The following is a 25,241-nucleotide window of genomic DNA, read 5'->3' as shown; positions in this document are numbered from 1 at the left end:
TACATCGCCGGCACCGGCCTGGCCCGCGGCTACTGGAACCGCCACGACCTGACCGCCGAACGCTTCGTCGCCAACCCCTACGGCCCGGCCGGCTCCCGCATGTACCGCACCGGGGACGTGCTGCGCTGGAACGAGGACGGCCGCCTGGAGTTCGTCGGCCGCGGCGACGGCCAGGTCAAACTGCGCGGCTACCGCATCGAGCTCGGCGAGATCGAGTCCGTCCTCGCCGCCCACGACGGTGTCACCCAGGCCGCCGTGCTCCTGCGCGAGGACCAGCCGGGCGACAAGCGCCTCGTCGCCTACGTCGCCACGGGCGGCGCCACCGTCACCGCGGATTCCGTGCGCGCGCACACCGCCGCCCACCTGCCCGACTACATGGTCCCGTCCGCCTTCGTCACCCTGGACGCCTTCCCGCTCACCCCGAACGGCAAGCTGGACCGCCGCGCCCTGCCCGCCCCCGATTACGGGACCGTCAGCGAGGGCCGTGCCCCGCGCTCGCCGCGCGAGGAGATCCTGTGCGGCCTGTTCGCCGAGGTCCTCGGCGTGGCGTCCGTCGGCATCGACGACGACTTCTTCCGGCTCGGCGGGCATTCACTGCTCGCCACGAAGCTGGTGAGCCGCGTCCGCTCGGCCCTCGGCGCCGAGCTGCCCATCCGCCAGCTCTTCGAGACGCCCACGGTCGCCGGCCTCTCCGGAGCCCTGGACACCGGCAACGGCGCCGCCCGCACCGCCGTCACCGCCGTCCGTCCGCGCCCCGCCCGCCTCCCGCTCTCCTACGCCCAGCAGCGCCTGTGGTTCCTCCACACGTTCGAGGGGCCCAGCGCCGCCTACAACTCCCCGGTCGCGCTCCGGCTCTCCGGCACCCTGGACCGCACGGCCATGGCGGCGGCCCTCACCGACCTCGCGGCGCGCCACGAAAGCCTGCGCACCGTCTTCGCGGAAGACGCGGAAGGCCCCCACCAGGTGGTCCTCGACGCGGCCGACACCGCGCCCGCCCTCACCGTCGTCACCACCGACGAGCACCACCTGCGCGCGGAACTCGACCGCGCCGCCGGCCACACCTTCGACCTGACGGCCGAACCCCCGCTGCGCGCCTGGCTGTTCGACCTGGGCGGCGACGAACACGTCCTGCTCCTGCTCTCCCACCACATCGCGAGCGACGCCTGGTCGCGTGCCCCGCTGGCCCGCGACCTGACCACGGCCTACGCGGCCCGCTGCGAGGGCCGCGCGCCCGGCTGGGCCCCGCTGCCCGTGCAGTACGCCGACTACAGCATCTGGCAGCGCGCACTGCTCGGCGACGGCCCCGAGGGCAGCGCCGAACTCCGCCGCCAGCTGGACCACTGGCAGACGGCCCTGGCCGGCCTCCCCGAAGAGCTGACCCTCCCCTACGACCGCCCCCGCCCCGCCGTCGCCACCCACCGAGGCGACGTCGTCACCTTCGAACTCTCCCCGGCCCAGCACGAAGGCCTGGTCACCGTGGCCCGAGACGGCCGGGCGAGCCTGTTCATGGTCCTCCAGACGGCCCTGGCGGCACTCCTGTCGCGGCTCGGCGCGGGCACGGACATCCCGATCGGCACGCCCATCGCGGGCCGCACGGACGACGCCCTGGACGACCTGGTCGGCTTCTTCGTCAACACGCTGGTGCTGCGCACGGACGTCTCGGGCGACCCGACGTTCGCGGAGCTGCTGGAGCGGGTGCGCGCCCAGAATCTGGCGGCGTACGCCCACCAGGACCTGCCCTTCGAGCGGCTGGTGGAAGCGGTCAACCCGGAGCGCTCGCTGGCCCGCCACCCGCTCTTCCAGACCATGCTCAACCTCAACAACGCCGGCCCCGTCGAAGCACTCGACGAGATCGCCAAGTTGCCCGGCCTCAGCCTTCGCCTGGAGCCGGTCGAGACCAACCGCGTCAAGTTCGACCTCGGCTTCTCCTTCGCCGAGTCCCACAGCTCCACCGGCACACCGGGCGGCCTGCGCGGCGCCCTCCAGTTCAACACCGACCTGTTCGACCGGCGGACGGCCGAGACCCTGGTCGCCCGCCTCGTACGGGTCCTGGACGCGGTGACCACCGAACCGAAGCGCCCGGTCGCCTCCATCGAGGTACTGGCCCCGGAGGAGCGGGAGCGGCTGCTGGGGGAGTGGAACGGGGTCGGGCGGGCTGTGCGGGGGGTTTCGCTGCCGGTGCTGTTCTCGGAGCAGGCGGCTCTGTCTCCGGGTGCGGTGGCGGTGGTGTCGGGTGATGACTCCCTTACGTACGGGGAGTTGGAGACGCGCTCGAACCGGGTGGCGCGGTGGCTGATCTCGCGGGGTGTGGGTGCCGAGAGGTTCGTGGGGGTGAAGCTGGGCCGGTCGGTGGAGCTGGTGGTGACCTTGTTGGGCGTCACCAAGGCCGGTGGTGCGTATGTGCCGATCGATCCGGAGTATCCGTCGGAGCGGATCGCGCACATCGTGGCGGATGCGGAGCCGGTGCTGGTCATCGATGACGTGGCGGTGCTGGAGGAGGCGGATGCCTTTGATGCCGGGCCGGTGACGGACGCGGACCGGTTGTCGCCGCTTGAGCCGCATCACCCGGTGTACGTCATTTACACCTCCGGTTCGACGGGCCGGCCGAAGGGCGTGGTCGTTGAACACGCCTCCGTGGGTCACTACTTGGAGCGGGCCCGTGAGGTGTACGGGGATGCGTCGGGTTCGGCGTTGCTGCATTCCTCGGTCGCCTTCGACCTGACGGTGACCGCGCTGTATTCGCCGCTTGTGTCCGGTGGCCGTGTGGTGCTGGCCGAGCTGGATGAGCAGGCGGCTGCACATGGGCGTCCGTCGTTCATGAAGGTGACGCCGTCGCATCTTGCGATGCTGGAGGTGCTGCCGTCGCAGGTGTCGCCTTCGGGCACGTTGATCACGGGTGGTGAGGCGCTGACCGGCGAGGCACTGGCCGCCTGGCGTGCGGCGAACCCCGACGTCACTGTGGTCAACGCTTATGGTCCGACCGAGGCGACGGTCAACTGCACGGACTTCCGTATCGAGCCGGGGCAGGAGGTCGCTTCGGGGTCGGTGCCGATCGGCCGCCCGTTCTGGAACACCCGCGCCTACGTCCTGGACGCCCAGCTCAGCCCTCTTCCCGTCGGTGTCGCGGGTGAGCTGTATGTCGCGGGTGCGGTACTCGCCCGGGGTTACTGGAAGCGTCCGGATCTGACCGCCGAGCGGTTCACCGCCGACCCCTTCGGTCCGCCCGGTGCGCGGATGTACCGCACGGGTGACCTGGCTCGCTGGAACGCGGACGGTCAGCTCGTGTACGCCGGTCGCGTCGACGACCAGGTCAAGCTGCGCGGCTTCCGCATCGAGCTGGGCGAAATCCAGGCCGTGTTGAGCGCACATTCGGATGTGGCGCAGGCTGCTGTTGTCGTCCGGGAGGACCAGCCCGGCGACCAGCGTCTGGTCGCCTACCTCGTACCGCAGGGAGAGCACGCCCCGGCCACCGACGAACTGCGCGCGCACGCCGCTGCTCACCTCCCCGACTACATGGTCCCCTCGACCTTCGTCGTCCTGGACGCGCTGCCCCTGACCGTCAACGGCAAGCTGGACCGGCGCGCGCTGCCCGCCCCCGCGTACGAGGCGCAGAGTGAGTCCCGTGCCCCGCGTTCGCCGCGTGAGGAGATCCTGTGCGGGCTCTTCGCCGACATACTCGGCAAGGAGACCGTCGGCATCGACGACGACTTCTTCCGGCTCGGCGGCCACTCGCTGCTGGCCACGAAGCTGGTCAGCCGCATCCGTACCGCCCTCGGAGCCGAGCTGCCCATCCGGCAGCTCTTCGAGACGCCGACCGTCGCCGGGATCTCCGCCACCCTCGACGGCGGCCTCGGCGGACAAGCCCGCCGAGGGATCGTCGCCGGGCCGCGACCCGAGCGCATCCCACTGTCCTACGCCCAGCAACGCCTGTGGTTCCTCGCCCAGTTCGAGGGTCCCAGCGCCACGTACAACGCGCCCGTCGCGCTGCGCATGACCGGCCCTCTCGACCGGGACGCCCTGCGCCTCGCCCTCGCGGACGTCGTCGCACGCCACGAGAGCCTGCGCACGCTGTTCACCGAGGACACCGAAGGCCCCCGCCAGCTCGTCCTGCCGGCCGACGCCGAGCAGGCGCGGACGGAGTTGCCGGTCGTCGACGTCACCGAGGAGACCCTGCACGCCGAGCTGGCGCGCGCCGCCGCCCAGCCCTTCGACCTGAGCGCCGAAGTGCCGTTCCGTGCCTTCCTGTTCGCCGTGTCGGACGACGATCACGCGTTGCTCGTCGTGACGCACCACATCGTGAGCGACGCGTGGTCGCGTGCCCCGCTCGCCCGTGACCTCGCCACCGCCTACGCGGCCCGCGTCGAGGAGCAGGCCCCCGCCTGGGCGCCCCTGCCGGTGCAGTACGCCGACTACAGCCTCTGGCAGCGCGACGTCCTCGGCACCGAGGACGACCCGGACAGCGAGATCTCCCGCCAACTCGCCTACTGGGAACAGAAACTGGAAGGTCTGCCGGACCAGCTGGAGCTGCCCTACGACCGGCCGCGCCCCGCCGTCGCCTCCTACCGCGGCGACCGCGTGCCGTTCGGGGTGCCGGCACAGCTGTACCAGCGGATCAGCGAGGTCGCGCGGGCCACGCAGGCCAGCCCGTTCATGGTGCTCCAGGCCGCTCTCGCCGCGCTCCTGACGCGGCTCGGCGCGGGCGAGGACATCCCGATCGGCACGCCCGTCGCGGGCCGCACCGACGAGGCCGTCGACCACCTGATCGGCGTCTTCCTCAACACCCTCGTGCTGCGCACGGACACCTCCGGCGACCCTACGTTCACCGAGCTGGTCGACCGCGTACGCACCCAGAACCTCGCGGCGTACGCCCATCAAGACCTGCCGTTCGAGCGGCTGGTGGAGGCCGTCAACCCGGAGCGGTCCCTGGCCCGCCACCCCCTCTTCCAGGTGCTGCTCACCCTCAACAACACCGACTATCAGGGTGCGTTGGGCTCGCTCGACACGCTCCCCGGCCTGACGGTCGAGCGGGAGTCGGTCGAGTCGTCCGTCGCCAAGTTCGACCTGGCCTTCGGCTTCATGGAGCGCCACGACGAGAACGGCCGGGTGTACGCGCTCAGCGGCACCCTGGAGTACAGCACCGACCTGTTCGACCGGAACACGGCCCGCACCTTCGTCGACCGGCTGCTGCGCCTCCTGGAGGCCGCCGTCGCCGCGCCCGGGGCACCCGTCGGCGCCATCGACCTGCTCGGCCCGGCCGAGCGGGGCCGCATCCTCGAACTCTGGAACGACACCGCGTGCGAGATGCCGTCGCGGTCGGTGGTGGAGCTGTTCGCGGAGCGGGTGGCCGTGGACCGTGACGCGGTGGCCGTGGTCGCGGGCGATGAGTCCCTGTCGTATGCGGAGTTGAGTGACCGTGTGGAGCGGCTGGCCGCACTGCTGGCTGCTCGTGGTGCGGGTCCGGAGCGGTTCGTGGCGGTGGCGTTGCCGAGGTCCGCGGACTTGGTCGTGGCGCTGCTCGCGGTGTGGCGGGCGGGGGCGGCGTATCTGCCGCTGGACACGGAGTACCCGGCCGACCGGCTCGCGTACATGCTCCACGACGCCGCTCCGACCCTCATCCTGACCACGCGGGAACTGACGGCCGTGCTCCCCGCCGGCGACGTCCCGACGGTCCTCCTGGACGACCCCGGGACCACCGCCGCCCTCGACGGGACCCCGACGGCCGGCCTCCCCGACGCCCCCGCCCTCATGAACTCCGCGTACGTCATCTATACGTCGGGTTCGACGGGGCGGCCGAAGGGGGTGGTGGTGCCGCAGGCGCCGTTGGTGAACTTCCTGGTGGCGATGCGTGACCGGTTCGGCCTCGGATCGGGTGACCGGCTCGGTGCGGTGACCACAGTCGGGTTCGACATCGCGGGTCTGGAGTTGTTCGTGCCGCTGTTGAGCGGTGCCGCCGTGGTCGTCGCAGACCGGGAGACGGTCCGTGATCCGGCGGCGCTGGCCCGGCTGGTCACCGCGAAGGGCGTGAACGTCATGCAGGCCACCCCGAGCCTGTGGCGGGCGCTGCTCGCCGAGGACGCGGGTGTGCTGTCCGGCGTACGCGTCCTGGTCGGCGGTGAGGCCCTTCCCGCAGACCTCGCGCAGGCTTTGACGGCTTCCGCCGCCTCCGTCACCAACATGTACGGGCCCACGGAGACGACCATCTGGTCCACCACCTGGGACGTTCCCGCCCTCAAGGCCCCCGCGCCCCGTATCGGTCGTCCCATCGCCAATACGCAGGTGTACGTGTTGGACGCGGCCCTGCGTGCGGTGCCGTCCGGGGTCCCGGGCGAGCTGTACATCGCGGGTGAGGGTGTCGTGCGCGGCTATCACGGTCGTCCGGCGTTGACCGCCGAGCGTTTCGTGGCCGATCCGTACGGGCCGGCCGGCTCCCGTATGTACCGCACGGGTGACCTCGTGCGGTGGAGTGCGGAGGGCGATCTGGAGTATCTGTCCCGGGTGGACGACCAGGTCAAGCTGCGTGGTTTCCGCATCGAGCTGGGGGAGATCGAGACCGTCCTGGCCGGACACCCGCAGGTCGGGCAGACCGCCGTGATGGTCCGCGAGGACCGGCCCGGAGACAAGCGCATCGCCGCGTATGTCATCCCGGCGGGCCCGACCGCCCCGGCACCGCAAGACCTCCGTGAGCACACCGCGGCCGCGCTGCCCGACTACATGGTCCCGTCCGCCTTCGTCACCCTCGACGCCTTCCCGCTGACGGCCAACGGCAAGCTGAACCGCCGTGCGCTGCCCGCACCCGCCTACGGCCCCGAGGCAGCGGAGTCCCGTGCCCCGCGCTCGCCGCGCGAGGAGATCCTGTGCGGCCTGTTCGCCGAAGTCCTCGGCGTGGACGCGGTGGGCATCGACGACGACTTCTTCCGGCTCGGCGGCCACTCGCTGCTGGCGACGAAGCTGGTCAGCCGTATCCGCACCACCCTGGACGCCGAACTCCCCGTCCGCCGCCTCTTCGAGGCACCCACCGTCGCCCGCCTCGCCGACGTGATCGACGGCGCCGCACGGGCCCGCACCCCGTTGCGGGCCGCCGCGCCGCGCCCCGAGCGGCTGCCGCTGTCCCTGGCCCAGCAGCGCCTGTGGTTCCTCAACCAGTTCGAGGGCGCCAACGCCACGTACAACATCCCGGTGGCCCTCAGGCTCTCGGGCACCCTGGACCGTACGGCGATGGAGGCCGCTCTCGCCGACCTCGTGGACCGGCACGAGAGCCTGCGCACCGTCTTCGCCGAGGACGCCGAGGGCGCGCACCAGGTGGTGCGCGACACGGCGGATGCCACCCCGGCACTCACCGTCGTCGCCACCGACGAGACCCGCGTCGACGGCGAGGTGAACCGCGCCGCGCGCGCCCCCTTCGACGTCGCGCGGGACCTGCCGCTGCGTGTGACGCTGTTCGAACTCGGCGCGGACGAGCACGTGCTGCTCCTCGTCGTCCACCACATCGCGGGCGACGCCTGGTCCATGGGCCCCCTGGCCCGCGACCTGGCGGCCGCCTACGCGGCCCGCCGCGAGGGCCGGGCGCCCGCCTGGGCACCGCTGCGGGTGCAGTACGCGGACTACGGCATCTGGCAGCGTGACGTCCTCGGCTCCGAGAGCGACCCTGACAGCGAGGTCTCCCGCCAGCTCGCCTACTGGGCCGACACGCTGGCCGGCCTGCCCGAGGAGCTGACGCTCCCGACGGACCGGCCGCGCCCCGCTGTCTCCTCGTACCAGGGCGACCGGGTCGTCTTCGAGCTGGCCCCGCAGACGTACGAGCGGCTGACGGCGGTCGCCCGCGACAGCGGCGCGAGCCTGTTCATGGTCGTGCAGACGGCTCTGGCGGCACTCCTGTCGCGGCTCGGCGCGGGCACGGACATCCCGATCGGCACGCCCATCGCGGGCCGCACGGACGACGCCCTGGACGACCTGGTCGGCTTCTTCGTCAACACGCTGGTACTCAGGACGGACGTCTCGGGCGACCCGACGTTCGCGGAATTGCTCAACCGGGTGCGGGCCCAGAATTTGGCGGCGTACGCCCACCAGGACCTGCCCTTCGAGCGGCTGGTGGAGGTCGTCAATCCGGAGCGCTCGCTGGCCCGGCACCCCCTCTTCCAGACCATGCTGGTCCTGAACAACACGGACCAGGGCGCCGGTGACGCCGTCGCCTCGCTGCCCGGCCTCACGGTCGGCGCCCAGTCCGCCGAGGCGGGCACCGCCAAGTTCGACCTGTCGTTCCGCCTCGGGGAGCGCAGCGCCGGGACCGGGGAGCCGGTCACGCTGAGCGGGGCCCTGGACTTCAGCACCGACCTGTTCGACCGGCGGACGGCCCAGAGCATCGCGGACCGCTTCGTGCGGGTCCTGGAGGCGGTGGCGTCCGACCCGCAGCGGCCCCTCGGTGAGCTGGAGATCCTCGCTCCGGAGGAGCGGGAACGGCTGCTGGGCGAGTGGAACGGTGTCGCGCGGGATGTACGGGGGGTTTCGCTGCCGGTGCTGTTCTCGGAACAGGCGGCTCTGTCTCCGGGTGCGGTGGCGGTCATCGCCGGTCAGAACTCCGTCACCTATGGGGAGTTGGAGGCGCGCTCGAACCGGGTTGCGCGGTGGCTGATCTCGCGGGGCGTGGGTGCCGAGAGGTTCGTGGGGGTGAAGCTGGGCCGGTCGGTGGAACTGGTCGTGGTCCTGCTGGGCATCGCCAAGGCCGGTGGCGCGTACGTTCCGATTGACCCGGAGTATCCGCAGGAGCGGATCGCGCACATCGTGGCGGATGCGGAGCCGGTGCTGGTCATCGATGACGTGGCGGTACTGGGGGAGGCGGACGCCTTTGACGCCGGGCCCGTGACGGACGCGGACCGGTTGTCGCCGCTTGAGCCGCATCACCCGGTGTACGTCATTTACACCTCCGGTTCGACGGGCCGGCCGAAGGGCGTGGTCGTTGAACACGCCTCCGTGGGTCACTACCTGGAGCGGGCCCGTGAGGTGTACGCGGACGCTTCCGGTTCGGCGTTGCTGCATTCCTCGGTCGCCTTCGACCTGACGGTGACCGCGCTGTATTCGCCGCTTGTGTCCGGTGGCCGTGTGGTGCTGGCCGAACTGGATGAGCAGGCGGCTGCACATGGGCGTCCGTCGTTCATGAAGGTGACGCCGTCACACCTCGCGATGCTGGAGGCGCTGCCGTCGCAGGTGTCGCCTTCGGGCACGTTGATCACGGGTGGTGAGGCGCTGACCGGCGAGGCACTGGCCGCCTGGCGTGCGGCGAACCCCGACGTCACGGTGGTCAACGCTTATGGTCCGACCGAGGCGACGGTCAACTGCACGGACTTCCGTATCGAGCCGGGCCAGAAGGTGGGCTCGGGTCCGGTGCCGATCGGCCGCCCGTTCTGGAACACCCGCGCCTACGTCTTGGACGCCCAGCTCAGGCCTCTTCCCGTCGGTGTCGATGGTGAGATGTATGTCGCCGGTGCGGTACTCGCCCGGGGCTACTGGAAGCGTCCCGATCTGACCGCCGAGCGGTTCACCGCCGATCCCTTCGGTCCGCCCGGTGCGCGGATGTACCGCACGGGTGACCTGGCCCGCTGGAACGCGGACGGTCAGCTCGTGTACGCCGGTCGCGTCGACGACCAGGTCAAGCTGCGTGGCTTCCGCATCGAACTCGGTGAGATCCAGGCCGTGCTGACCACGCACCCCGGCATCTCCCAGGCCGCCGTCATCATCCGCGAGGACCAGCCCGGCGACCAGCGTCTCGTCGCCTACCTCGTACCGCAGGAGGCGCACGCCCCGGCCACCGACGAACTGCACGCACACGTGGCCGCCCAGCTCCCCGACTACATGGTCCCCTCCGCCTTCCTCACCCTGGAAGCCCTGCCCCTGACCGTCAACGGCAAGCTGGACCGCCGCGCGCTGCCCGCCCCCGCGTACGAGACGACGGAAGAAGGCCGCGCCCCGCGTTCACCGCGCGAGGAGATCCTGTGCGGGCTCTTCGCCGACGTACTCGGCAAGGAGACCGTCGGCATCGACGACGACTTCTTCCGGCTCGGCGGGCACTCGCTGCTGGCGACGAAGCTGGTCAGCCGTATCCGCGGCACGCTGGACGTCGAGCTGCCCATCCGCCAGCTCTTCGAGACGCCGACCGTCGCCGGGATCTCCGCCACCCTCGACGGCGGCCCCCTCGGCGCCCGTCGCGGCGTCGTCGCCGGGCCGCGACCCGAGCGCATCCCACTGTCCTACGCCCAGCAACGCCTGTGGTTCCTCAACCAGTTCGAGCCCGCCAACGCCACCTACAACATCCCCGTCGCCCTGCGCATGACCGGCCCGCTTGACCGGGCCGCCCTGCGCCTCGCCCTCGCGGACGTCGTCGCACGGCACGAGAGCCTGCGCACCGTCTTCGCCGAGGACGACGAGGGCTCCCGGCAGATCGTGCTGCCGGCCGACGCCGAGCAGGCCCGCCCGCGGCTCGCCGTGGTGGAGGCGGCACCCGGTGAGGTCGACGGTCGGCTGCGGGATGCGGCACGCGCCGGGTTCGACCTGTCGGCCGAACTGCCGTTGCGGGTCACCCTCTTCGCCGTCGGCGAGGACGAGCACGTACTCCTTCTCCTGCTGCACCACATCGTGAGCGACGCGTGGTCGCGTGCCCCGCTCGCCCGTGACCTCGCCACCGCCTACGCGGCCCGTGTCGAGGGGCAGGCCCCCGCCTGGGCGCCGCTGCCGGTGCAGTACGCGGACTACAGCCTGTGGCAGCGCGACGTCCTCGGCGCCGAGGACGACCCCGCCAGTGAGATGTCCCGCCAACTCGCCTACTGGGAGCAGGCGCTGGGCGGGCTGCCGGACCAGCTGGAGCTGCCGTACGACCGGCCGCGCCCCGCCGTCGCCTCCTACCGCGGCGACCGGCTGCCCTTCGCGGTACCGGCGGCGCTGTACGCGGACGTGGTGGCGCTCGCCCGGGAGGCCGGAGCCAGTCCGTTCATGGTGCTCCAGGCCGCTCTCGCCGCGCTCCTGACGCGGCTCGGCGCGGGCGAGGACATCCCGATCGGCACGCCGGTCGCGGGCCGCACGGACAGCGCGGTCGAGCAGCTCGTCGGCGTGTTCATCAACACCCTCGTCCTGCGCACGGACACCTCCGGCAGCCCCACCGCCCGCGACCTGATCGCCCGGGTGCGGGAGACCAACCTCGGGGCGTACGCGCATCAGGACCTGCCGTTCGAGCGGCTCGTGGAGGCCGTCAACCCGGAGCGGTCCCTGGCCCGCCACCCCCTCTTCCAGGTGCTCCTGGCCTTCAACAACACGGACACCACCGCCGTGGAGGGCGCCGCGGGCGGCCTGCCGGGGCTCTCCGTGACGCGGGCCGTCGCGGACACGGCGGTCGCCAAGTTCGACCTGTCCTTCGCCTTCGCGGAGAGCGGGGACGCGGCGGGCGAGCGGGCCCTGGAAGGCGTCCTGGAGTACAGCACCGACCTGTTCGACCGCTCCACGGTCGAGACGCTGGGAGCACGCTTCCTGCGCCTGCTCGGCGGCATGGTCGCCCACCCCGACGCGCCGCTCACCACCCTCGGTCTCCTCGACGGTGCCGAGACCCGCACGCTGCTCACCGACTGGAACGACACCGCGTGCGAGATGCCGGCGCGGCCGGTGGTGGAGCTGTTCCGGGAGCGGGTGGCGGCCGACCGCGATGCGGTGGCCGTGGTCGCGGGAGATGAGTCCCTGTCGTACGGGGAGTTGGGTGAGCGGGTGGAGCGGTTGGCCGCACTGCTGGCCGCTCGTGGTGCGGGTCCGGAGCGGTTCGTGGCGGTGGCGTTGCCGAGGTCCGCGGACCTGGTCGTGGCGCTGCTCGCGGTGTGGCGGGCGGGGGCGGCGTATCTGCCGCTGGACACGGAGTACCCGGCCGACCGGCTCGCGTACATGCTCGACGACGCCGCCCCGGCCCTCATCCTCACCGCCACCGGGACCGCGGACCGCCTGCCCGACTCCGGCGTGCCGAGACTGCTGCTGGACGACCCGGAGGTGCGGTCCGCCCTCGCCGACCCGTCGGCCCCCGGCCTCGCCCGCCCTGCCACCGACCTCCACCATTCCGCGTACGTCATCTATACGTCGGGTTCGACGGGGCGGCCGAAGGGTGTGGTGGTGCCGCAGGCGCCGTTGGTGAACTTCCTGGTGGCGATGCGTGACCGGTTCGGCCTCGGGTCGGGTGACCGGCTTGGTGCGGTGACCACGGTCGGGTTCGACATCGCGGGTCTGGAGTTGTTCGTGCCGCTGTTGAGCGGTGCGGCCGTGGTCGTCGCGGACCGGGAGACGGTCCGTGATCCGGCGGCGCTGGCCCGGCTGGTCACCGCGCGTGGCGTGAACGTCATGCAGGCCACCCCGAGTCTGTGGCGGGCGCTGCTCGCCGAGGACGCGGCGGTGCTGACCGGCGTACGGGTCCTGGTCGGCGGTGAGGCCCTTCCCGCAGACCTCGCCCAGGCACTGACGGCTTCCACCGCGTCCGTCACCAACATGTACGGGCCCACGGAGACGACCATCTGGTCCACCACCTGGGACGTTCCCGCCATCAAGGCGCCCGCGCCCCGTATCGGCCGCCCGATCGCCAACACGCAGGTGTACGTGCTGGACGCGGCCCTGCGTGCGGTGCCGTCCGGGGTCCCGGGCGAGCTGTACATCGCGGGTGAGGGTGTCGTGCGCGGCTATCACGGTCGTCCGGCGTTGACCGCCGAGCGTTTCGTGGCCGACCCGTACGGGCCGGCCGGCTCCCGCATGTACCGCACGGGTGACCTCGTGCGCTGGAGCGCGAAGGGCGATCTGGAGTATCTGTCCCGGGTGGACGACCAGGTCAAGCTGCGTGGTTTCCGCATCGAACTGGGGGAGATCGAGACCGTCCTGGCCGGGCACCCCCAGGTCGCGCAGGCTGCCGTGATGGTCCGCGAGGACCGGCCCGGCGACAAGCGCATCGCCGCCTACGTCATCCCGACGGGCCCGACCGCCCCGACACCGCAGGACCTCCGCGAGCACACTGCGGCCCAGCTCCCGGACTACATGGTCCCGTCCGCCTTCGTCACCCTCGACGCCTTCCCGCTCACCCCGAACGGCAAGCTGGACCGCCGCGCCCTGCCCGCCCCCGAGTACGAGGCCCAGCAGACGGGCCGTGCCCCGCGCTCGCCGCGCGAGGAGATCCTCTGCGGCCTGTTCGCCGAAGTCCTCGGGGTGGAGTCCGTCGGCATCGACGACGACTTCTTCCGGCTCGGCGGGCACTCGCTGCTCGCCACCAGGCTGGTGAGCCGCATCCGCACCACCCTGGACGCCGAACTCCCCGTCCGGCGCCTCTTCGAGGCACCCACCGTCGCCCGCCTCGCCGGCACGCTGGACGAGGTGGCCGGCGCGCGCGGCAGGATCGTGCCCGTCCCGCGCCCCGCCCGGATGCCGCTGTCGTACGCCCAGCAGCGGCTCTGGTTCCTCCAGCACCTGGAGGGCCCGAGCGACGCCTACAACATGCCCGTCTCCCTCGACCTGACCGGCCCCCTGGACACGGACGCCCTGCGCGCCGCGCTCACCGACGTCGCCGCGCGGCACGAGAGCCTGCGCACCGTCTTCGCCGAGGGCGCGGACGGCGAGGCCCACCAGGTGGTCCTGGACGCCGCGCGCCTGCGGGTGCCGCTGACCGTCGAGCCGGCCGACGAGGACACCGTGGACCGGCTGCTGCGCCGCGCCGCCGGATACGTCTTCGACCTGGAGAACGAGATCCCGCTGCGCGCCACCGTGTTCGAACTGGGCACCGACCGGCACGCGCTGCTCCTGCTGACGCACCACATCGCCGGCGACGCCTGGTCGCGCGGCGCCCTGGTGCGCGACCTGACGGCGGCCTACGCGGCCCGCCGCGAGGGCCGGGCGCCCACCTGGGCCCCGCTGCCCGTGCAGTACGCGGACTACAGCCTGTGGCAGCGCGACGTCCTCGGCTCCGAGAGCGACCCGGACAGCGAGGTCTCCCGCCAACTCGCCTACTGGCAGCAGGCCTTGACGGGCCTCCCCGAAGAGCTGGCGCTGCCCTTCGACCGGCCGCGCCCCGCGGCGGCGTCGTACGAGGGGGACCGGGTCGTCTTCGACGTGGCCCCGCAGACGTACGAGCGGCTGACGGCGGTGGCCCGTGAGCACGGCGCGAGCCTGTTCATGGTCCTCCAGACGGCTCTGGCCGCACTTCTGACGCGGTTGGGGGCGGGCACGGACATCCCGATCGGCACGCCGATCGCGGGCCGCACGGACGACGCCCTGGACGACCTGGTCGGCTTCTTCGTCAACACGCTGGTGCTGCGCACGGACGTCTCGGGCGGCCCGACGTTCGCGGAGCTGCTGGAGCGGGTGCGCGCCCAGAACCTCGCCGCGTACGCCCACCAGGACCTGCCCTTCGAGCGGCTGGTCGAGATCGTCAACCCCGAACGCTCCCTGGCCCGCCACCCGCTCTTCCAGACCATGCTCAGCTTCGACAACGCCGGGCGCCTCACCGGGGAGCGCGTGGACCTCGGCGGGCTCGCCGTCTCCGGGCGGCCGCTCGGGGCGCCCTCCGCCAAGTTCGACCTGTCCTTCGAGATCGCGGAGCACACAGCGGCCCCGGGCCGCCCCGCCGGACTCGGCTGCGCGCTCGACTTCAGCACCGAACTGTTCGACCGGGCGACCGCGCAAGCCATCGCCGACCGGTTCGTACGCGTCCTGGAAGCCCTCACCGACGACCCCCACCTGGCCATCGGCGAGGCGGAGATCCTGGCCGAGGACGAGCGCCACCGCATGCTCGTCGACTGGAACGACACGGCCGTCGAGCACCCCGCCCACACCTCCGTGCACGCACTGTTCGAACAGCGGGCCGCCACCGCGCCGGACGCGGTGGCCGTCGTCGCCGGCGCACTGAGCCTCACCTACGGCGAGCTGAACGCCCGCGCCAACCGGCTCGCGCACCGGCTCATCGGCATGGGCGTCGGCAAGGAGAGCCGCGTCGCCGTCCTCCAGGAGCGCACCGCCGAACTCGTCGTCTCCACGCTCGCCGTGCTCAAGGCGGGCGGCGCCTATGTGCCGATCGACCCGCAGCAGCCCGCGTCGCGCTCGGAGTTCATCCTCCGGGACACCGCGGCCGTCGCGCTACTCACCGACCGCGACCCCGCCGACGTCGGCTTCGACGTCCAGGCCCCGGTGCTGCGCGTCGGCGCGGGCCACGACGTCACCGACGGCCCCGCGCACGACCCCGGCATCACCACCGACGCCGAACAGCTCGTCTACGTCATGTACACCTCCGGCTCCACCGGCACCCCCAAGGGCGTCGCCAACACCCACCACAACGTCGTCCACCTGGCGGCCGACGCGTACTGGCGGCGCGGCCACCACGCACGCGTCCTGATGCACTCGCCGTACGCCTTCGACGCGTCGACCTTCGAGATCTGGGCCCCGCTGCTGGGCGGCGGCCAGGTCGTGGTCGCCCCCGCCGGGCGCCTGGACGCCGCCGACCTCGCCGCTGCCATCGCCGGGCAGGACGTCACGGGCCTGTTCGTCAGCGCCGGTCTCTTCCGGGTCCTCGCCGAGGAGCACCCCGAGTGCTTCCGGGGGGTCCGCGAGATCTGGGCGGGCGGCGACGTGGTCTCCCCGGTCGCGGTCCGCCGCGTCCTCGAGGCCTGCCCCGGCACGGTCGTCGCCAACGAGTACGGGCCCACGGAGACCACCGTGTTCTCCGCCGTCAACCCCCTGCGCGACCCGGCCGAGGTGCCCGATGCCGTCGTGCCCATCGGCCGGCCCCTGTGGAACACCCGCCTGTACGTCCTGGACGCGCTGCTGCGGCCCGTCGCCCCCGGCGTGCAGGGCGAGCTGTACATCGCGGGCGCCGGTGTGGCCCGCGGCTACCTCGGCCGGGGCGATCTGACGGCACAGCGCTTCGTCGCCGACCCCTTCGCGGGCGGCGGCGAGCGGATGTACCGCACCGGGGACGTCGTGTCCTGGCAGCCGGACGGCCGCCTGCGGTTCGCCGGACGCGTCGACGACCAGGTCAAGCTGCGCGGCTTCCGCATCGAGCCGGGCGAGGTCGAGGCCGCCCTCGCGGCCCGTGCCGACGTCGCGCAGGCCGCCGTGGTGCTGCGCGAGGACCGTCCCGGCGACAAGCGGCTCGTCGGCTACGTCGTCGCCGGCGCGAGCACGCCCGAGCCGGACGAGCTGCGCGCCCACGTCGCCGCGTCCCTGCCCGAGTACATGGTGCCCTCGGCCGTGGTCGTTCTCGACGAGCTGCCGCTCACCCTCAACGGCAAACTGGACCGCCGCGCCCTGCCCGCGCCCGAGTACGGGGCGCGGGACGACACGAGCCGCCGCGGGCCGCGCACCGAACGCGAGAAGACCCTGTGCGGCCTGTTCGCGGACGTGCTGGGCCTTGCCGAAGTCGGCATCGACGACGGGTTCTTCGACCTCGGCGGCGACAGCATCATGTCGATCCAGCTGGTCAGCCGCGCGCGCCGGGCCGGACTCGAACTGTCCGTACGGGACGTCTTCGAACACCGCACGGTCGCCGCGCTCGCCGGTGTCGTCCAGGAGGCGACCGGTGCCCCCGTCGAGGAGGCGGGCGCGGGCGTCGGCGAGGTCCCGCTCACGCCGATCAAGCGGTGGTTCCTCGAACGGGGCGGTCCCGCCGACCAGTTCAACCAGTCCCGCCTCGTGCAGGTGCCCGTGTCCCTGCGGCACGAGCACCTGGTGAGTGCCGTCCAGGCACTCCTGGACCACCACGACGCGCTGCGGGCCAGGCTGGGCGCCGCGCCCGGGTGGCGCCTGGAGATCCGCGAGCCGGGCACGGTCGACGCCGGGTCCGTCGTACGGCGGGTGCCCGCCGCCGGACTCGACGAGAGCGCACGCCAGGACCTGGTCCGCGCCGAGACCGAGGCCGCCCGCGAGCGCCTGGACCCGGCCGCCGGCCGGATGGCACAACTGGTGTGGTTCGACCGCGGCACCGAGGCACCGGGCGTCCTGCTGATCCTCGTCCACCACCTGGTGGTCGACGGGGTGTCGTGGCGCATCCTCGTCCCGGACCTCGCCGAGGCGCACCGCGCCGTGGCCGCGGGCCGCACCCCCGAGCTGCAGCCGGTCGGCACCTCACTGCGCCGCTGGTCGCAGCGGCTCACCGAGGAGGCGGCCCGGCCGGCCAGGGCCACCGAGGCCGCCTGGTGGCAGGGCGTCCTGCGGCGCGCCGACCCCGTCCTCGGCACCCGGGCGCTGGACCCCGCCAAGGACACGTACGCCACCGCGCGGCACCTGGCCATGACACTGCCGGTGTCCGTGACGGAGGCGGTCCTCACCCGGGTCCCCGCCGCCTTCAACGCCGAGGTCAACGACGTGCTGCTGGCCGCCTTCACGCTCGCCTGGACCCGCTGGCGGGCCGGGAGCGGCGACGGTCTGCTCCTGGACCTGGAGGGCCACGGCCGCGAGGAGCACCTGGTCGAGGGAGCCGACCTGTCCCGGACGGTGGGCTGGTTCACCAATCTGTACCCCGTACGTCTGGACGCCGCCGTCGGCGACCTCGCCGACGCGTTCGCGGGCGGGCCCGCCGCCGGGGCCGCCGTCAAGGAGATCAAGGAGCAGCTGCGGGCGGTGCCCGACAAGGGCATGGGCTACGGCCTCGCCCGCTACCTCAACCCCGCCACCGAGGCCGGTTTCGCCGGTCTCCCCGCCCCCCAGGTCGCCTTCAACTACCTGGGCCGCTTCACCACCGCGGGCACCGAGGGCGCGGGCGGCGCCGCCATCCCCGACTGGACGGTGCTCGCCACCGCGGCCGGCCTCGGCGGCACGGACCCCCGGGTCCCGCTCGCCCACGCCCTGGAGCTCAACGCCCGCACCAACGACGGGCCGCGCGGCCCCGAACTGACCGCCACCTGGACCTGGGCGAAGGACATCCTCGCCGAGAGCGGCGTACGCGAACTCGCCGACCTGTGGTTCCAGGCCCTGGAGGCCCTCGCCGAACACGCCGAGCGGCCCGACGCGGGCGGCCTGACCGTCTCCGACGTGTCCCTGGCCCTGCTCGACCAGAACGAAATCGAATTGCTCGAAGACGAGTGGAGGACGTCGTAATGGCGACCCAGTCCGGTCTGCAGGACATACTGCCGCTGGCACCGCTGCAGGAGGGCTTGCTCTTCCACAGCGTGTACGACGAGACGGCCACGGACGTCTACCTGGTGCAGCAGGCCATCGACCTGGAAGGAGACCTCGACACGGCGGCGCTGCGCGCCGCGTGCCGCACCCTCCTGGCCCGGCACGCCAACCTGCGCGCGGCCTTCCGCTACGCGGGACTCAAGCGGCCCGTGCAGATGATCCCCCACCAAGTGGCGCTGCCCTGGGAGGAACTGGACCTCACCGGGCACCCCGAGCAGGAGCGCGGGGCCGCCGCGGACCGGGCCCTGGAAGGGGACCGCCTGCGCCGCTTCGACCTGGCCAAGCCGCCGCTGATGCGGTTCACCCTGATGCGGCTCGGCGAGCGCCGCTTCCGGTTCGTGCTCACCAACCACCACATCCTGCTCGACGGCTGGTCCAAGCCGATGCTCGTGCGGGAACTGCTCAAGCTGTACGCCACCAAGGGCGACGACAGCGCCCTGCCCAAGGTGCGGCCCTTCCGCGACTACCTCCAGTGGCTGGCCCGCCAGGACCGCGAGGCCTCGCTCACCGCCTGGCGCGAGACCCTGGCCGGACTCGACGGGCCCACGCTGGTCGCCCCCCACCCCGGCGAGCGCGCCCCGCGCGTACCCGGCCGCCTGGAGCGGGAGATCGACCAGGCCACCTACGAGAAGCTCGCCGCACTCGCCCGCGACCGGGCCCTGACCCTCAACTCCCTGGTGCAGGGCGCCTGGGCGGTCGTCGTCGGCGGGCTCACCGGCCGCGACGACGTGGTGTTCGGCACGACCGTCTCCGGGCGCCCCCCGGAGATCGCCGGGATCGAGACCATGGTCGGCCTGTTCATCAACACCCTGCCGGTGCGCGTACGGCTGCGGCCCGAGGAGCCGCTGCTCGCCACCGTGCGCCGGGTGCAGGACGAGCAGACCCGCCTCCAGGCCCACCAGCAGCTGGGCCTCGCCGAGGTGCAGCGCCTGGCCGGGGCCGGCGAACTCTTCGACACCACCATGGTGTTCGAGAACTACCCGACCGACATCGGCGCCGAGGACGACGGGCCCGGCGGCTTCCGCGGCCTGACCGTCACCGCCGCCCGCAACCGCGACGCCACCCACTACCCGCTGGCGTTCGTCGCCGTCGGCCGCGGCGGTCTGCGGCTGCGCATCGACCACCAGCCCGACCTGATCGCGCCCGCTCTCGCCCGAGCCGTCATGGACCGCCTCGTACGCACCCTTGAGTCCGTCGCCCACGCGCCCGACCTGCCCCTCGGACGGCTCGACGCGCTCGGGGACGAGGAGCGGCGGACCGCACTCGCCCTGGGCCGGGGCGCCGCCGCCGACGTCCCCGGGAGCGGCCTGCCCGAGGCGTTCCGCGCCCAGGTGGCCCGCACCCCGCACGCCGAAGCCGTGCGCTGCGGCACGACCGCCCTCGACTACGCCGAGCTCGACGCCCGCTCCGACCGCCTCGCCCACCGCCTGGCCGCGGCCGGCGTGCGCGCCGAGACGCCGGTCGCGCTGCTCATGGAGCGCTCCGCCGACCTCGTCGTCGCCGTCCTCGGCATCCTCAAGGCGGGCGGCGCCTACGTCCCGCTGCGCGACACCGACCCCGTCGAACGCCTGCGCCAGACCCTCGGCCGGGCCGGTGTCACCCTCGTCCTCGCCGACGAGGCGAACCACGCGCACGCCGAGCGGACCGGCGCGACCGTGCTGCCGGCCGGCGACGAGGAGCCCCCGGCCGGCCCGGCGCCCCAGGTGCGGACCCACCCCGACCAGCTCGCGTACGTGATGCACACCTCGGGCTCCACCGGCGTCCCCAAGGGCGTCGCCGTCACCCACCGGGACGTCGTCGCACTCGCCCACGACCGGTCCTTCGCCGGCGGCGCGCACACCCGCGTCCTGGTCCACTCGCCGCACGCCTTCGACGCCTCCACCTACGAGCTGTGGGTGCCGCTGCTGTCCGGCGGCACCGCCGTCGTCGCCCCGCCCGGCGACCTCGACACCGACACCCTCGGCAAACTCGTCGCCGAACACGGCGTGAGCGGACTCTGGCTCACCTCGGGCCTCTTCCAGCTCGTCGCCGACGAGGCCCCCGAACACCTGGCGGGCGTACGAGAGGTGTGGACCGGCGGTGACGTCGTGCCCGCCGCGTCCGTGCGCCGCGTCATGGACGCCTGCCCCCGCATCACGGTCGTCGACGGCTACGGCCCCACCGAGACCACCACGTTCGCCGCGCGGCACGCCCTGCCCGCCGGCTCGGACACACCGGCCGCCCTGCCCATCGGCACCCCCCTGGACAACACCGCGTTGCACGTCCTGGACGGCTGGCTGCGTCCGGTGCCGGCCGGGAGCACGGGCGAGCTGTACATCGCGGGCGCCGGACTCGCCCGCGGCTACTGGCGGCGCGCGGCCCTGACCGCCGAACGCTTCGTCGCCGACCCCTACGGCCCCGCGGGCACCCGCATGTACCGCACCGGCGACCTGGTGCGGTGGAACGCCGAGGGCGCCCTGGACTACCTCGGACGCGCCGACGACCAGGTGAAGATCCGCGGCTTCCGCATCGAACTCGGCGAGGTCGAAGCCGTCCTCGCCGCCCACCCGGCCGTCGCCCAGGCCGTCGTCACCGTCCGCGAGGCCCGGCCCGGCGACAAGCGCGTCGTCGCCCACCTCGTCCCGGCGCGGGACCCGGCCCCTACCCCCGCCGAACTGCGCGCCCACACCGCCGACGAGCTGCCCGACTACATGGTCCCCTCGGCGTACGTCGTCCTGGACGCGCTGCCGCTGACCGGCAACGGCAAGGTCGACCGCGCGGCCCTGCCCGCCCCCGACCTCGGCGCCGCCCTCGCCGGACGGGCCCCGCGCACCCCACAGGAGGAGATCCTCTGCGGCCTGTTCGCGGAACTCCTCGGCGTGCCGTCCGTCGGCATCGACGACGACTTCTTCGAACTCGGCGGCCACTCGCTGCTCGCCACCCGCCTGGTCAGCCGCATCCGCTCGGTCCTCGGCGTCGAACTGGCCGTGCGCGGCCTCTTCGAGGCACCCACCGTCGCCGCCCTCGGCCGCGCCCTCGCCGAGGCCGGCGGCGCCCGCGCCGCGCTGAGGGCCGCCGACCCGCGCCCCGAACGGGTGTCCGCCTCCTTCGCGCAGCGCAGACTCTGGTTCCTGCACCGCTTCGAGGGACCGAGCCCCACCTACAACATCCCCTTCGCGCTGCGCCTCACCGGGGACCTCGACCAGGCGGCCCTGCGCGCCGCCCTCCGCGACGTCGCCGACCGCCACGAGGCGCTGCGCACCGTCTTCGCCGAGGACGCCGAGGGCCCGTACCAGATCGTCCTGGACGGTGAGCGGGCCCGCCCCGAACTGACGGTCGAGCCCTCGGTGAGCGCCGCCGACCTGCCCGGCCGCCTCGCCGCCACCGCGGGCCACGCCTTCGACCTCGCCGCCGAAGTGCCGCTGCGGGCCTGGCTGTTCGGCACCGGGGAGCGCGAGCACGTCCTGCTGCTCCTGGTCCACCACATCGCGGGCGACGGCTGGTCCGTGCCGCTGCTCGCCCGCGACCTCACCGCCGCCTACGCGGCCCGCCTAACCGGCGCCGCACCCTCCTGGACGCCGCTGCCCGTCCAGTACGCCGACTACAGCCTGTGGCAGCGGCAGGTCCTCGGCTCCGAGGACGACGAGACCAGCCCCATCTCCCGCCAGCTCGCCCACTGGAAGGAGACGCTCGCGGGCCTGCCCGACGAACTGGCGCTGCCCGTCGACCGGCAGCGGCCCGCCGTCGCCTCCCACCAAGGCGACCGCGTCCTGTACGAGGTGCCGGCACCGCTGCACCAGAAGATCACCGACCTGTCCCGGGCCGCGCAGGCCAGCCCCTTCATGGTGCTCCAGGCGGCGCTCGCCGCGCTCTTGACGCGGCTCGGCGCGGGCGACGACATCCCCCTCGGCACCCCCGTCGCGGGCCGCACCGACGACGCGCTCGACGAGGTCGTGGGCTTCTTCGTCAACACGCTGGTCCTGCGCACCGACACCTCGGGCAACCCCACCTTCCGTGACCTGCTCGCCCGCGTGCGGGAGGCGGACCTCGCGGCCTACGCCCACCAGGACCTGCCCTTCGAACGGCTGGTGGAGGAAGTGAACCCGAGCCGCTCGCTGGTGCGGCACCCCCTCTTCCAGACCATGCTGACCTTCAACAACACCGACCGGACGACGGCGGGCGGAGACGGCCTGCCGGGCCTGAGCACCGCACCGGTGGTGTCGGACACCGCGTCGGCCAAGTTCGACCTGCTCTTCTCCTTCGCCGAGCGCCGTGCGCAGGACGGCACGCCCGACGGACTCGGCGCGGGCCTGGAGTTCAGCACCGACCTGTTCGACCGCGCCACGGCCGAGGCACTCGTCGCCCGGCTGCTGCGCTTCCTCGAAGAGGTCACCGCCGACCCCAGGCGCCGCATCGGGGAGATCCCCGTCCTCGCCGAGGAGGAGCGGCGCCTGGTGCTCACCGAGTGGAACGACACCCGGCGCCCCTACCCCTACCGCTCGCCGGCCGAGCGCTTCGAGGCGGCGGCCGCGACCACCCCCGACGCGGTGGCGGTCCAGGCCCCGGACGGCTCCCTCACGTACGCCGAACTCGACCTGCGCGCGAGCCGCCTCGCCCGGCTGCTCACCGCGCGGGGCGTGGCCCCCGAGAGCCGGGTCGCGGTGGCCATGCACCGCTCCGCCGACCTGGTCGTGGCCCTGCTCGCGACCTGCAAGGCGGGCGCCTGCTACCTGCCGGTCGACCCCGAGTACCCGGCCGACCGCATCGCCTACATGCTCGACGACGCCCGGCCCTCGGTGGTCCTCACCACCCGCGAGGTGCGCCCCGTGCTGCCCGCCGCCGTGGACGAGCGTGTCCTCGTGGTCGACGCCCCCGCATTGGCGCAGGAACGGACGCAGGAGTCGGCGCAGGAGCCGGCGGCGCTCGGCGTCGAGCGGCCGGGTGCCCGCCAGAAGGCCGGCCATCCCGCCTACCTCATCTACACCTCGGGTTCGACCGGCCACCCCAAGGGCGTGACCATGCCGGCGGGCGCTCTCGGCAACCTGCTCGACTGGCACGAGGAGGCGCTGCCCGGCGGCCCCGGCACCCGCGTCGCGCAGTTCACCGCCGTGAGCTTCGACGTGTCCGTCCAGGAGATCCTGTCCGCGCTGCTGGGCGGCAAGACCCTCGTGGTCTGCTCCGAGGACGTGCGCCGCGACCCGGCCCGGCTCGCCCGCTGGCTCCAGGACTCCCGCGTCCAGGAGCTGTACGCGCCGAACCTCGTCATCGACGCCGTCTGCGAGGCCGCCACCGCCCAGAACCTGGCCCTGCCCGACCTCACCGACCTGGTGCAGGCCGGTGAGGCACTGACCCCGCACGGGGCCATCCGTGCCTTCTGCGCCGCCGGGCCGGGTCGGCGGCTGCACAACCACTACGGGCCCGCCGAGACACACGTGGTGACGTCCCATCAGCTGCCGGAGCGGCCCGAGGAGTGGGACGAGGGCGCGCCGCCCATCGGCCGCCCCATCGCCAACACGGCCGTGCGCCTGCTCGACCCGTGGCTGGCGCCGGTACCGCCCGGCGTCGCGGGGGAGCTGTACATCGCGGGCACCGCACTGGCCCGCGGCTACCACGGCCGCCCCGGGCTCACCGCCGAGCGGTTCGTCGCCGACCCCTACGGCCCGCCGGGCACCCGCATGTACCGCACCGGCGACCTGGCCCGCTTCACCGCCGAGGGGCGCCTGGTCTACCTGGGCCGCGCCGACTCCCAGGTGAAGATCCGGGGCTTCCGCGTCGAGCCGGGCGAGATCGAGGCCGCTCTCACCGCGGAGGACGGCGTCGCGCAGGCCGCCGTGGTGGTGCGCGAGGACCGGCCCGGCGACCGCAGGCTCGTCGGCTACGTGGTGGCGTCCGCGGCTCTCGCCGAGGGCGAGCTGCGGGCCCGCGCGGCCCGCCGGCTGCCCGACCACATGGTGCCCGCCGCGTTCGTCGTCCTGGACGCGCTGCCCCTGACGCCCAACGGCAAGCTGGACCGGGCCGCGCTCCCGGCGCCCGAGTACGCGGCAGGCGGCGGACGCGAGCCGCTGACGCCCGAGGAGCACACCCTGTGCGGCCTGTTCGCCGAGGTGCTCGGCGTGGAGCGGGCCGGCGCGGACGACGACTTCTTCGAGCTGGGCGGCCACTCCTTCCTCGCCGCCCGCCTGGTGGGCCGCGTCCGTGAGGTGACGGGCACCGAACTGCCGGTGCGCGCGGTCTTCGAGGCGCCCACCCCGGCCGCGCTCGCCGCGGCGCTGGCGGGGGAGACCGGCCCGGCCCGCGACTCGGCGGCCGTGCTGCTGCCGCTGCGGGCGGGCGGCACCGCCGCCCCGCTCTTCTGCCTGCACCCGGGAGGCGGCTTCAGCTGGTGCTACTCGGGCCTGGTCCGCCATCTCGGCCCGGACGTGCCGCTCTACGGCATCCAGGCGCGTGGCCTGGACGGACGGCGGCAACTGCCCGCCACCATGGAGGAGATGGTCGAGGACTACCTCGCCGAGATCCGCTCGGTGCAACCGCACGGCCCCTACCGGCTCGCCGGCTGGTCCTTCGGCGGTCTGTCCGCGTACGCCCTCGCCACCCGGCTGCGCGCCGAGGGCGAGGAGGTGGGCCTGCTCGCGGTGCTCGACGCCTATCCGCAGGGGGCGGACGCCGACACCTCCGACCCGGTGGAGCACGAGGTCGTCGCGCACAACATGCAGGCCATGGGGTTCGAGTTCGAGATGGCCGATCTCCTAGCAGACCAGGAAGCGGTTCTGCTGCGTTTCCGGGAGTTCCTGCAGGGCGGGAATCAGGCCCTCGCCCACCTGGAGGCGCACGACATGATCGCACTCAAGGACGTGTACGTGAACAATGTCCGGATCATGCGCAAATTCGAGCCGGATTTCTTCGACGGGGACATCCTCCTCATCTCCGCCGACCAGAAGTCCGACGCCGACCGGGAGAACCGCCTGAATGTCAACTTGTGGCAACCCTATGTCGGCGGACGGGTCGAGGTGCGGCCGATAGACTCGACGCACGGAAATCTGATGACGGATGCGCGGCATGTCGCCCGCATCGGCAATCTCCTCGCGGACCGCCTGTAA

At 73.2% G+C, this 25,241-nt stretch carries 2 protein-coding genes (1 of these 2 cut by a window edge); both read left to right on the top strand.

Annotation, left to right across the window (positions count from 1 at the left end):
* Positions 1–18,084: the 3' portion of a non-ribosomal peptide synthetase gene (locus ACZ516_RS05165; RefSeq protein WP_469008553.1), read on the top strand. It extends 2,406 nt beyond the left edge of the window; 18,084 of the gene's 20,490 nt are visible here — the last part of the coding sequence; the start codon falls outside the window, past its left edge; its stop codon occupies positions 18,082–18,084.
* On the top strand, positions 18,084–25,241 hold the full coding sequence (locus ACZ516_RS05160) for an amino acid adenylation domain-containing protein (protein ID WP_469008551.1): 7,158 nt from the start codon (positions 18,084–18,086) through the stop codon (positions 25,239–25,241). The genes ACZ516_RS05165 and ACZ516_RS05160 overlap by 1 nt, the downstream gene beginning before the upstream one ends.

The organism is Streptomyces sp. NPDC034037 (genome assembly GCF_055575715.1).
This window is presented reverse-complemented; position numbering and strand designations above follow the sequence as displayed.

What these genes read in the sequence shown, in the direction of transcription:
- ACZ516_RS05160 (WP_469008551.1), top strand. Translation starts at nt 18,084, where the DNA reads ATGGCGACCCAGTCCGGTCTGCAGGACATACTGCCGCTGGCACCGCTG.